The organism is Achromobacter sp. 1014246743, assembly GCF_059760725.1.
In genome coordinates, this window is the sequence record NZ_JCBANA010000115.1 from 1 (window position 1) to 11,938 (window position 11,938).

Genomic DNA, 11,938 nt, shown 5'->3' on the forward strand with positions numbered 1-11,938 from the left:
TTTTGAGAGATGCTGCCACACCATGTGATCACAAACTTGGCCTTTTGTCCGGCAGGGTCAGTTGTGTATAAGGAACGGGTCTTGGGGCGTGTTTCATGCAAACCACCCGGTCGGCAATCCGCTTCGGGGCCCTCCCCCCCCGCCTCTTTCACTGGGCACTGGTCGTCTGTATCGTCGGCGCCTTCATCAGCGTCAAGATGGGCGGACTGTACATGGACTGGCATGTGCGCTTTGGCTGTACGGCGCTGGGCCTGATCATCTTTCGCGTGCTGTGGGGCTTCGTGGGCCCGCGCTATGCGCGCTTCATGCAGTTCGTGCGCGGACCACGCGCCGTGGCGCGCTACCTCCAGGGCGCCGCCGCGCCTGCCGGCCATAATCCGCTGGGCGCCCTGTCGGTACTGGCGCTGCTGCTGGTCATCGGGTTCCAGGCCGTCAGCGGCCTGTTCACGACCGACGACATCATGACGCAGGGCCCGCTGTTCGGCCATGTCAGCGAGGCCACCTCCAGCCTGCTGACCTCGTGGCACAAGCTCAATGAATGGGTCATCATCGGCCTGGTCGCGCTGCATCTGCTGGCCGTGGCCTGGTACGCCCTGGTGCGCCGCAAGCGCCTGGTGCGTGCCATCGTCACCGGCAATGTCGACCCCAAGGACGTGCCGCCCGGCACGCCGCCCACGCAGGATGGATTGGCCGTATGGCTGCGCGCGTTGATCCTGGGCGCCTGCGTCACCGCGCTGGTGCTGTGGATCCGGTCGCTGGAAATCGCAGCGGACATGTCGTTCTCGTAGCCCCCACGGGAAGCCTGCCGCCGCCAGGTCGCGAGGGCCCCGCCTCCCTCCAGGTATCGCACAAAAAGAAAGCCCCTCGGCATGCCGCCGAGGGGCTGTCGCTTGCCTGCCTCCCGCAGCGCGGGGGGCCAGGCGGCTTTACTTCTTCTTGCGGTACGAATCGTGGCAGGCCTTGCAGCTGGCGCCTACGTCGCCGAAGGCGGCACGCAGCTTGTCCAGGTCGCCGGCATCAGCGGCGGCCGACAGCTTGACGATGTTGTCCTGGAAGGCCTGCTGCTTCTGCTTGAAGCCAGCGGCGTCGCTCCAGATTTCCGGGCGGGCATCGCCGCCTTCCGTGCCGGCGCCAAAGGCGGTCCAGGGCAGCGCCGACAGCGTCTTGAGCACTTCGACGTTGGCCTTGATCTGGGCGGCATCGTAAGGCGCCTGGCCCTTGATCACCGGCGTCATGCGGCCAAAGTGCGAGGCCATCAGGGTCAAGGCCGACTGGCGGTACTTGACGGCATCTTCAGGCTTGGCGAACTGCGCATGGGCGGACGTCGCCAGCAGCGGCCCGACGGTCATACAGGCCAGCGCAGCGAGCGTGGACAACTTCTTCATTGCAATCTCCCGTGAGGACAACAAGAATGCCGCGCGCCCGGGCGCGCGGCAAGGCGACTATACCGCCCGGGCCAGCTCCGCAGCCAGACCGATGTACGAACGCGGGGTCATCGCCAGCAGGCGGGCCTTGGGCTCGTCAGGCAGCGCCAGGCCCTGGATGAATTCTCGCAGGGCCTCTTCGGTAATGCCCTTGCCGCGCGTCAAGGCCTTGAGCTGTTCGTAGGGTTGCGGCAGGCCGTAGCGGCGCATGACCGTCTGCACGGGCTCAGCCAGCACTTCCCAGCAGGCGTCGATATCGGCGTCGATGGCCGCCACGTTCACTTCCAGCTTGCCCAGGCCGCGCATGCAGGCATCCCACGCCACCAGGCAATAACCCAGGCCGACGCCCAGGTTGCGCAGCACGGTGGAATCGGTCAGGTCGCGCTGCCAGCGGGAGATCGGCAGCTTGTCGGACAGGTGACGCAGCACGGCGTTGGCCAGGCCCAGGTTGCCTTCGGAGTTTTCGAAGTCGATCGGGTTGACCTTGTGCGGCATGGTGGACGAGCCCACTTCGCCGTCCTTCAGCCGCTGCTTGAAGTAGCCCAGGGCCACATAGCCCCAGATGTCGCGGTCCAGGTCGAGCACGATGATGTTGGCGCGCACCACGGCGTCGAACAGCGCCGACATCCAGTCGTGCGGTTCGATCTGGATGGTGTGGCGGTTTTGCGTCAGGCCCAGGCCGGCCAGCACGCGCTGGCTGAAGGCGGGCCAGTCGATTTCGGGGTAGGCCGACAGGTGGGCGTTGTAGTTGCCGGTGGCGCCGTTGAGCTTGGCCAGCGGTTCGACCGCTTCGACGGCAGCGATGGCGCGGTTCAGGCGCGCGGCGACGTTGGCGAATTCCTTGCCCAGCGTGGTGGGGCTGGCGGGCTGGCCGTGGGTGCGCGACAGCATGGGCTGGTCGGCCTGGGCCACCGCCATGTCGTTGAGCTTGGCGGCGATTTCACGCAGGCGCGGCAGCACCACTTCGCTGCGGGCGCGCGACAGCATCAGCGCGTGCGAGGTGTTGTTGATGTCTTCGGAGGTGCAGGCGAAATGGATGAATTCGGCCGCGCGCGCCAGTTCGGCGTCGTCGGCAACCTTTTCCTTGAGCCAGTATTCCACCGCCTTGACGTCGTGGTTCGTGACGCGTTCGATGTCCTTGATGCGGGCGGCGTCGGCTTCGGAGAAGTCGCGCACCAGTTGCTGCAGGCGGTCGCGGGCGGCTTGCGAAAAAGCGGGCAGCTCGGGCAGGCCGGCATCGGACAGCGCCACCAGCCAGGCGACCTCGACTTCGACGCGGTGGGCCATGAAACCGGCCTCGGAAAGCAGCCCGCGCAGCGCGTCGCCGCGGGAGGCGTATCGGCCATCCAGTGGCGAAAGGGCATTAAGTTGGCTAAGCTGGTCGGCGATTTGCATGGTCTGGGAAAGAAAAAGCTGCGGATGGGAAAACCCGGCGATTTTATCATTCAGGGCCGCGCAACATTGTGGCAAACTGAACGGGATTCCGTCCTGCGGACGGTTTGACCGTCATGCGGCCTGCTATACTTCGGCCGCTTTCCGACTCCGCTTGTAAATCCATGAAACTGATCGGCTCGCTTACCAGTCCATACGTGCGCAAAGTGCGTATCGTCATGGCCGAGAAAAAGCTGGATTACCGGCTTGAACTCGAAAACGTCTGGTCCGCCGACACGCAGATCCAAACGTACAACCCGCTGGGCAAGGTGCCCTGCCTGGTCATGGAAGATGGCGGCGCCCTGTTCGACTCGCGCGTCATCGTCGAGTACCTGGACACCCTGTCGCCCGTTGCCCGCCTGATTCCACAGCCGGGCCGCGACCGTGCGGCCGTCAAATGCTGGGAAGCCATCGCCGATGGCGTGCTCGACGCCTGCGTCACGATCGTCAAGGAAAAGCAGCGCCCCGAGGCGCAGCGCAGCCCTGAATGGATCGAACGCCAGTACGGCAAGATCAGCGCCAGCCTGGACGCCATGAACAAGAGCCTGGGCGACAACGCCCACTGCATGGGCATCAACTACAGCCTGGCCGATATCGCCGTGGGCTGCGCGCTGGGCTACCTGGACCTGCGCTTTGCCGAACTCGACTGGCGTGCCAGCCAGCCCAACCTGGCGCGCCTGTACGACAAGCTGTCGCAGCGCCAATCGTTCGTGGACACGGTTCCCAAGACAGCCTGACGCGGCCTTGCCGCCACTTGCCTGAACCGCTCCGGCCGCCTCGCGCGGCCGGTTTCACGTCTGGCGCCCGGGGGCGCCGGACATCCAGCAGGGCCTAGCCCGCCGCGTAGGTTTGCCAGGCCTTGGACAGCATGTATGCCGCCAGCGCGAACAGCAGGCACGCGAACACCCGCTTCAGGGTTGCAACCGGCAGCCGGTGCGCCATGCGCGCGCCCAGCGGCGCCGTCAACACGCTGGTGCACACCAGCGCCAACAGCGCCGGCCAATAGATGAAGCCCAGCATGCCCGGCCGGCTGGCGGCCTCGTTCAGCCCCGACACGATGTAGCCGGCGCTGTTGGCGAGCGCAATGGGAAACCCCAGCGCGGCCGACGTGGACACCGCGTTGTGCAGGGCCACGTTGCACCAGACCATGAAGGGCACCGACAGGAAACCCCCGCCTGCTCCCACCAGCCCCGACAGGAAGCCGATGCCGGCGCCCGCCGCGCTGGTGCCGGCGACGCCGGGCATCTGGCGGCTGGGCTTGGGCTTCTTGTTGCGCAGCATGCTCCAGCCGGAATAGCCGACGAACAGCGCAAAGAACAGCGACAGCCAGAAGGTGCTGAGCGCGGCGAACACCGCGCCGCCTGACAGCAGGCCGCCGATGATGATGCCGGGCGCCATCGCCCAGACGATGCCCCACTTGATCGTGCCCTTCTGCTGGTGCGCCCGGACGCTGGAAATGGAGGTAAACAGGATCGAGGTCATCGAGGTGGCAATCGCCGCATGCACCACCAGGTCGGGCGCCATGCCCTTCCAGGCAAACAACATGGTCAGGAACGGCACCAGCACCATGCCCCCGCCGATGCCCAGCAACCCCGCCAGAAAGCCCGTCACGCCACCCAGCACCAACAGGCACACCACCATCGTTACATCCACATCCCTCTCCTCGTTGTCGATTTTTTTGTCGTTCTACCATGTACCAGGCCCCGGGGGCGCGACGCCCGCGGGGCCTGGCTGAAACCTGCCTGTGCCGCATCGGGGCCCGCATGGCCCCGGTGACGTTTACACGATGATGCCACCGCCCAGGCAGACATCGCCATCGTAAAGCACGGCCGATTGCCCGGGCGTGACGGCCCACTGGGGTTCGGTGAAATCCAGGACGAAGGCGTCGCCGTCGGCCTGGCTCAGGCGGCAAGCGGCGTCGGCCTGGCGGTAGCGCGTCTTGGCGCCGTAGCCCCCCGCCGCGGGCGGATGCCCGGCCACCCAGCTGGCATCCTGCGCCCGCAGCGAACCGGACAGCAGCCAGGGATGATCATGCCCCTGCACCACATAGAGGATGTTGCGTTCGAGATCCTTGCGCGCCACGTACCAGGCCTCGGCCGTGCCGTCTTCGCGCTGGCGGCCTTTCACGCCGCCCACGCCCAGCCCCTTGCGCTGGCCCAGCGTGTAGAAAGACAGGCCCTCGTGGCGCCCGACCTTCTGGCCCTCGGGCGTCAGGATCGGCCCGGGCTCGGTAGGCAGATAGCGGTTCAGGAATTCGCGGAAGGGGCGCTCGCCGATGAAGCAGATGCCGGTGGAGTCCTTTTTGGCCGCGTTATGCAGGCCGATCTCGTGCGCGATGCGGCGCACTTCGGTCTTGTGGATCTCACCCAGCGGGAACAGCGTGCGCGACAGTTGCGCCTGGTTCAGCCGGTGCAGGAAATAGCTTTGGTCTTTCGAGCCGTCCAGCGCCTTGAGCAACTGGAACTGCGAACCGCCGCCGTCAACCGGCACCTCGCGCACGCGGGCGTAGTGACCCGTGGCGATGTGCTCGGCGCCCAGCGCCATGGCGTGGTCGAGGAAGGCCTTGAACTTGATCTCGGCGTTGCAGAGCACGTCCGGATTGGGCGTGCGCCCGGCGGAATACTCGCGCAGGAATTCGGCGAACACGCGGTCTTTGTATTCGGCGGCGAAATTGACGTATTCGAATTCCACGCCCACCAGGTCGGCCACGCTGGCCGCGTCCAGCAGGTCTTGCCGGGTGGAACAGTATTCGGAATCGTCGTCGTCTTCCCAGTTCTTCATGAACAGGCCGACGACCTCGTAGCCTTGCTGCTTGAGCAGCCAGGCGGTGACCGAAGAATCGACCCCGCCGGACATGCCGACGACAACGCGGCCTTTCTTGGTGGATGTTTGACTCATGATGGGGCCATTTTACTGTGGGCTGGCGGCTTCCTGCGGCTGCGGCTCGGCCGCCCGCGAAACCTCCATCAGCCAGGTGCGGAACGCCTGCAGGGTCGGCAGGTTGGCCTTCTGGTCGGGATAGCACAGGTAATACCCCATGCGGGCGCGGATCGGCAGCTGGATGGCGACCGCCAGCTTGCCGTCGCGCAGCTCGTCCTCGATCAGGCAGCGCGGGATCAGTGCCACGCCGAAGCCGGCGGCGGCCGCCTGCGACAGCAGCGCATATTGGTCAAAGCGCGCCCCTTCCAGGCTGCGGCGGGTGTCGCAGCCGGCCTGCTCGAACCAGTCGCGCCAACCTTCCAGGGCCGACGTATGGTGCAGCAGCGGATAGGCCAGCAGGTCTTCCGGCGCGCTGCAGCCGCCGGGAATCAGGCGCGGGCTGCAGACCGGCAGGATTTCGCGGCCCACAATATAGTCGGCGCCGCTGCCGGGCCAGATGCCTTCGCCAAAGCGCACGGCGGCATCGAGTTCGGGGGTGGAAAAATCGTAGCCCTGGCGGTGCGGCAGGAACTCGACGTGGATGTCGGGACGCAGCCGCATGAACGCCGTGAGGCGCGGGATCAGCCAGCGCGCGCCGAAGGTCGGCATACAGGTCAGGTTGAGCGTGCCGCCCTGCCCCTGGTGCGCGATCAGTTCGACGGTGGCGGCTTCGATCTGCCCCAGCCCCGCCTGCACCTTGGTCAGGTAGCTGCGGCCGGCTTCGGTCAGAACCAGGCCTTGCCTGATCCGCAGGAATAGTTCGACCCCGACGAACTCCTCCAGATGTTTCACTTGCTTACTGACCGCGCCCTGCGTCACGCACAATTCCTGGGCGGCGCGGGTAAAGCTGCTGTGCCTGGCGGCCACTTCGAACGCCTGCAGGTCGGTCAGCGAAGGACAGAACCGTCTCATGTAGCAGAACTCCCATGCCCGGTCCGCCTGGAGCGAAGTTACAAAAAGAAACCCCGCCGCAAAAGAGGCATGAAAAAAAGTCATAGCTTACGGAGAAACTTTCGTTTGCGCAAACCGCCCCCGCACGAAAGAATCTTCCTGTTTGCGTCTGCCTTTGCGCATCCGCGTTTCAATTCATAGGGGAATTCATGCAACGCCGTAATGTAGTCCTGGGCCTGTGTGTCGCTGCCGCGACCCTGGCCACGCCGCTGACCTCGGGCATCGCCCATGCCGAAGATGCCTACCCGAGCAAGCCGATCCGCCTGATCGTGCCGTTCCCGCCCGGAGGCACCACCGACATCGTCGGCCGTCTGTTCGCCGACAAGCTGGGCAAGGAACTGGGCCAGACCGTCGTGGTGGAAAACCGCGGCGGCGCCGGCGGCTCGATCGGCAGCGCCTTCGTGGCCAGCAGCGCCCCCGACGGCTACACCCTGGGCATCGCCACCGTCAGCACGCACGGCATCAATCCGGCCATCTACCCGAACCTGCCGTTCGATGGCGAAAAGGACTTCACGCCGGTCTCGAACCTGGCGGCCGTGCCGAACATCATGACCATCAATCCGAAGGTGCAGGCCAAGAACATGGCCGAGTTCATCAAGCTGGCCAAGAGCCAGCCGGGCAAGCTGACGTACGCCTCGGCCGGCAACGGCTCGGTGTCGCACATGATGGGCGAACTGTTCAAGATGGCCTCGGGCACCGACCTGATGCACGTGCCCTACCGCGGCGTGGGCCCGGCCCTGAACGACGCGCTGGCCGGCCAGGTCGACGTCATGTATGACAACCTGCCGTCCACGCTGCCGCACGTGCAGTCCGGCCGCCTGATCGCCATGGCCGTCGCCGCACCCAAGCGCGTGGCCAGCCTGCCCGACGTGCCCACGTTCGCCGAAGTCGGCCTGCCGGCCGTCAACGACGCGTCCTGGTTTGGCCTGGTCGCCCCGGCCAAGCTGCCCGAACCCATCCTGGCCAAGCTGAACGCCGCCGTCCAGAAGGTCAGCGCAGAAGCCGACGTCAAGGCGCGCCTGGAAGCGCTGGGCGCCGAACCTGCCGCCAACAGCCCGGCTGACTTTGCCAAGCAGATCTCGGCGGAAATCGCCAAGAACAAGCGCATCGCCAAAGAAGCCAACGTGAAGATCGACTAAGCGATCTTCGGTCCCCGCCCCCGCGCCTTCGGCGTTCGGCGGGGACCTCCGATTCACGAACGCAACACCCCTATATGCGAATTTCCCAACCCCTGTCTTACCGGCTCGACCTTCCGCAGCAATATCCGAATTCGGCGCCCTCGGCCCCCCTCGTGCTGGACTCCCCGCACAGCGGCACCGCCTACCCGCCCGACTTCGCGCCCGCGGTGGCTTTTGGCGCACTGCGCACGGCCGAGGACACCTGGGTTGACGACCTGTGGGGCGACGCCGTCGACATGGGCGTGCCCCTGATCGCCGCCGGCTTCCCGCGCGCCTACATCGACGCCAATCGCGCTCCCGACGAAATCGACCAACTGCTGCTGGACCAGCCCTGGCCCGGCCCGGTCAATGCCTCGCCCAAGGTCAAGCTGGGCAAAGGCCTGATCTGGCGCATGCTCGACGACGGCACCCCGCTGTACGACCGCAAGCTCACGGTGGAAGAAGTCACGCACCGCATCGAAGCCTGCTGGAAGCCCTACCACGCCGCCCTGGGCCAGGTGCTGGACAGCGCCCACCAGAAGTTCGGCAAGGTCTGGCACATCAACTGCCACTCGATGCCCAGCATCGCAGGCGCCTACGCCACGGACCGCCCCGGTCTGGTCCATCCCGACTTCGTGCTGGGCGACCGCGACGGCAGCACCAGCGATCCGGCCTTCCGTGAATTCATCGCCGCGTGGCTGCGCGAGCGCGGCTACAACGTCACCGTGAACGATCCCTACAAGGGCGTCGAACTGGTGCGCGCGTTCGGCCGCCCCGACGAAGGCCGCCACAGCCTGCAGATCGAAATCAACCGCAAGCTCTACATGGACGAAGTCAGCCTGCGTCCGTCGGCCAACTATGGCCGCCTGAAAGCCGACCTGCGCGACCTGACCGCCGCGCTGATCGACTGGACTCGCGCGCAGACGGCCTGACGCCGGACGCCTGCGCGCCAGTGCCGGCCAGCAGCCCATCAGACTGGCCGGTATGACCGGGGCGCAAGCCCCAAAGCCCCATGGTTAACCCCATGGGGCTTTCTTTTGGGCGGCCGGGCCGCCCACAGGCGCGGCAGTGTATAACTACGGCGAACCTTCTTAGGAGAGGCGTCGTATGCACATCGGGATACCCAAAGAAACCCGAGACGGGGAAACCCGTGTCGCAGCAACACCGGAAACCGTCAAGAAGTACGTCGGCGGGAAACACACCGTGGTCGTGGAGCGTGGCGCGGGCAGCGCGGCGCGCTATCTCGATGAGGCCTACGAGGCTGCCGGCGCCACGCTCGGCACCGCCCAGGATGCGCTGGGGGCCGAGCTGATCCTGAAGGTTCGCGCCCCCTCTCCCGCCGAATTGCCGCACATGAAATCGGGCAGCGTCGTCATCGGCATGCTCGATCCGTTCGACGCCGACGGCCTGCAGCAGATGGCCGGCGCCGGCCTGGTCGGCTTCGCGCTGGAAGCCGCCCCGCGCATCACCCGCGCGCAAAGCCTGGACGTGCTGTCGTCGCAGGCCAACCTGGCCGGCTACAAGGCCGTGCTGCTGGCGGCCCACCACTACGGCCGCCTGATCCCCATGATGATGACCGCGGCCGGCACGCTCAAGGCCGCCCGCGCCGTGGTGCTGGGCACCGGCGTGGCCGGCCTGCAGGCCATCGCCACGGCCAAGCGCCTGGGCGCGGTGGTCGAGGCCTCCGACGTGCGCCCCGCCGCGCGCGAACAGGTCGAATCGCTGGGCGCCAAGTTCATCGACGTGCCTTTCGAAACCGACGAAGAGCGCGAGATCGCGCAAGGCGTGGGCGGCTACGCCCGGCCGATGCCGCCGGCCTGGATGGCGCGGCAGGCGGCGCTGGTGTCCGAACGCTGCAAGCAGGCCGACATCGTCATCACGACCGCGCTGATTCCCGGCCGCCCGGCGCCCACGCTGGTGTCCGCGGACACGGTCGCGGCCATGAAGCCCGGCTCGGTGCTGGTGGACCTGGCGGTCGAGCGCGGCGGCAACTGCCCGCTGTCCGAGAAAGGCAAGGTGGTGGAAAAGCACGGCGTGACCCTCATCGGCCTGACCAACCTGCCGGGCCTGGTGGCCACCGATGCCTCGGCGCTCTACGCCCGCAACATCCTCGACTTCCTGAAACTCATCATCAATGCGGACGGCGCGCTGGCGATCCAGCGCGACGATGAAATCGTGGCGGCCTGCCTGGTATGCGAAGGCGGCAATGTGACGCGGAGGAACTGACAGCATGGAAGCGATCAACCCCACCCTGATGAATCTCATCATCTTCGTGCTGGCCATCTACGTCGGCTACCACGTCGTCTGGAATGTCACCCCGGCGCTGCATACGCCGCTGATGGCCGTCACCAACGCCATCTCGGCCATCATCATCGTCGGCGCCATGCTGGCGGCCGCGCTGACCGAAGGCGGACTGGCCCGCGGCATGGGCGTGTTTGCCGTGGCGCTGGCGGCGGTCAACGTGTTCGGCGGCTTCCTGGTCACGCGGCGCATGCTGGAGATGTTCAAGAAAAAGGACAGGAAGCCCGCCAAGGAGGAAGCGAAATGATCTCGCTCAACCTTGTCACGCTGCTGTACCTGATCGCCTCGGTGTGCTTCATCCAGGCGCTCAAGGGCCTGTCGCATCCCACCACGTCGCGGCTGGGCAACGCCTTCGGCATGGCCGGCATGGCGATCGCCGTGCTGACCACCGGCGCCCTCATCGTCGGCCTGGCACGCTCCGGCACGGTCACCATCGGGCTGGGCTGGGTGCTGCTGGGCCTGCTGGTGGGCGGATCGATCGGCACGCTGATGGCCAAGCGCGTCGAAATGACCAAGATGCCCGAACTGGTCGCCTTCATGCACAGCATGATCGGCCTGGCGGCCGTAGCCATCGCGGTAGCCGTGGTGGCCGAGCCCCACGCCTTCGGCATCGTCGCCGCCGGCACGCTGATTCCCACCGGCAACCGCTTCGAGCTGTTCATCGGCACCTTCGTCGGCGCCATCACGTTCTCGGGTTCCGTCATCGCCTTCGGCAAGCTGTCCGGCAAGTACAAGTTCCGGCTGTTCCAGGGGGCGCCGGTCGTGTTCCCGGGCCAGCACATGCTGAACCTGGCGCTGGCCGTGCTGATGCTGGCCATGGGCGTATGGTTCATGCTGACCCAGGCCTGGACGCCCTTCGTCATCATGACGTTGATCGCCTTCGTCCTGGGCGTGCTGATCATCATCCCCATCGGCGGCGCCGACATGCCGGTGGTGGTGTCGATGCTGAACAGCTATTCGGGCTGGGCCGCGGCGGGCATCGGCTTCTCGCTGAACAACCCGATGCTGATCATCGCCGGCTCGCTGGTGGGTTCGTCGGGCGCCATCCTCTCGTACATCATGTGCAAGGCGATGAACCGGTCATTCTTCAACGTGATCCTGGGCGGCTTCGGCGGCCAGGCCGGCGAAGCCGCGGCTGCGGGCAGCACCGCGCAGCGCAGCGTCAAATCGGGCAGCCCCGACGACGCCGCGTTCCTGATGACCAACGCCGAAAGCGTGACCATCGTGCCCGGCTACGGCCTGGCCGTGGCCCGTGCGCAGCACGCGCTCAAGGAACTGGCGGAAAAGCTCACCGAGCGCGGCGTGACGGTCAAGTACGCCATCCACCCGGTCGCCGGCCGCATGCCCGGCCACATGAACGTGCTGCTGGCCGAGGCCGAAGTGCCCTACGACCAGGTCTTCGAAATGGAAGACATCAACAGCGAGTTCGGCCAGACCGACGTAGTACTGGTGCTGGGGGCCAACGACGTGGTCAATCCAGCTGCCAAGAACGACCCCAAGTCGCCGATCGCCGGCATGCCCATCCTGGAAGCCTACAAGGCCCGCACGGTGATCGTGAACAAGCGCTCGATGGCCTCCGGCTACGCCGGCCTGGACAACGAGCTGTTCTACATGGACCGCACCATGATGGTCTTTGGCGACGCCAAGAAGGTGCTCGAAGACATGGTCAAGGCCGTGGAGTGACGCGGGCGCCGGGCCACCCGGCGGCGCGATGAGCATCGCGCGCCCGGCATCCGCTTCCCCGCGGCGCGCAAG

Annotated in this window: 12 protein-coding genes; 7 read left to right on the top strand and 5 right to left on the bottom strand. The window is 66.4% G+C overall.

What is annotated here, in order from left to right; all coding sequences use genetic code 11:
- The first annotated feature begins 95 nt into the window (after nt 1-95).
- Nucleotides 96-788, top strand: a complete 693-nt coding sequence (locus AC6LJ2_RS29205; protein ID WP_498152705.1) for a cytochrome b/b6 domain-containing protein — start codon at nt 96-98, stop codon at nt 786-788.
- Nucleotides 789-926: 138 nt separating this feature from the next.
- On the opposite strand, the gene AC6LJ2_RS29210 is transcribed toward AC6LJ2_RS29205, so the two are convergent.
- On the bottom strand, nt 927-1,385 hold the full coding sequence (locus tag AC6LJ2_RS29210; RefSeq protein ID WP_263914923.1) for a c-type cytochrome: 459 nt from the start codon (nt 1,383-1,385) through the stop codon (nt 927-929).
- 57 nt (nt 1,386-1,442) lie between these two features.
- Nucleotides 1,443-2,819 (bottom strand): adenylosuccinate lyase, encoded by a 1,377-nt coding sequence (gene purB, locus AC6LJ2_RS29215; protein ID WP_175193969.1) that lies wholly within the window; start codon nt 2,817-2,819, stop codon nt 1,443-1,445.
- A gap of 161 nt (nt 2,820-2,980) precedes the next feature.
- Between purB and AC6LJ2_RS29220 the strand changes: the two genes are divergently transcribed.
- Nucleotides 2,981-3,592, top strand: a complete 612-nt coding sequence (locus AC6LJ2_RS29220) for a glutathione S-transferase (protein ID WP_263914921.1) — start codon at nt 2,981-2,983, stop codon at nt 3,590-3,592.
- A gap of 94 nt (nt 3,593-3,686) precedes the next feature.
- On the opposite strand, the gene AC6LJ2_RS29225 is transcribed toward AC6LJ2_RS29220, so the two are convergent.
- From AC6LJ2_RS29225 to gcvA, 3 genes are all read right to left on the bottom strand, one after another.
- Nucleotides 3,687-4,508, bottom strand: a complete 822-nt coding sequence (locus AC6LJ2_RS29225) for a sulfite exporter TauE/SafE family protein (RefSeq protein WP_263914920.1) — start codon at nt 4,506-4,508, stop codon at nt 3,687-3,689.
- A 126-nt stretch (nt 4,509-4,634) separates the two neighbouring features.
- Nucleotides 4,635-5,753: a tRNA 2-thiouridine(34) synthase MnmA gene (gene mnmA, locus AC6LJ2_RS29230; RefSeq protein WP_445658523.1), complete on the bottom strand. Its 1,119-nt coding sequence runs from the start codon at nt 5,751-5,753 to the stop codon at nt 4,635-4,637.
- A 12-nt stretch (nt 5,754-5,765) separates the two neighbouring features.
- Nucleotides 5,766-6,686, bottom strand: a complete 921-nt coding sequence (gene gcvA, locus AC6LJ2_RS29235) for a transcriptional regulator GcvA (RefSeq protein WP_263914918.1) — start codon at nt 6,684-6,686, stop codon at nt 5,766-5,768.
- Nucleotides 6,687-6,874: 188 nt separating this feature from the next.
- Here gcvA and AC6LJ2_RS29240 point away from each other — a divergent pair, with 188 nt between their 5' ends.
- The 5 genes from AC6LJ2_RS29240 (at nt 6,875) to AC6LJ2_RS29260 (ending at nt 11,866) form a co-directional block, all read left to right on the top strand.
- Entirely contained in the window at nt 6,875-7,864 is a 990-nt protein-coding gene (locus AC6LJ2_RS29240) for a Bug family tripartite tricarboxylate transporter substrate binding protein (RefSeq protein WP_263914917.1), read from the top strand.
- Between the two features lie 74 nt (nt 7,865-7,938).
- Nucleotides 7,939-8,814: an N-formylglutamate amidohydrolase gene (locus AC6LJ2_RS29245; RefSeq protein WP_498152706.1), complete on the top strand. Its 876-nt coding sequence runs from the start codon at nt 7,939-7,941 to the stop codon at nt 8,812-8,814.
- A 175-nt stretch (nt 8,815-8,989) separates the two neighbouring features.
- Nucleotides 8,990-10,108, top strand: a complete 1,119-nt coding sequence (locus tag AC6LJ2_RS29250; protein ID WP_498152707.1) for a Re/Si-specific NAD(P)(+) transhydrogenase subunit alpha — start codon at nt 8,990-8,992, stop codon at nt 10,106-10,108.
- Nucleotides 10,109-10,112: 4 nt separating this feature from the next.
- Nucleotides 10,113-10,430 carry an NAD(P) transhydrogenase subunit alpha part 2 gene (locus AC6LJ2_RS29255; protein WP_006388447.1) on the top strand — a complete coding sequence of 106 codons (318 nt, stop codon included), beginning with the start codon at nt 10,113-10,115 and terminating at the stop codon, nt 10,428-10,430.
- On the top strand, nt 10,427-11,866 hold the full coding sequence (locus AC6LJ2_RS29260) for an NAD(P)(+) transhydrogenase (Re/Si-specific) subunit beta (RefSeq protein ID WP_445658521.1): 1,440 nt from the start codon (nt 10,427-10,429) through the stop codon (nt 11,864-11,866). The genes AC6LJ2_RS29255 and AC6LJ2_RS29260 overlap by 4 nt, the downstream gene beginning before the upstream one ends.
- Nucleotides 11,867-11,938: the final 72 nt, after the last annotated feature.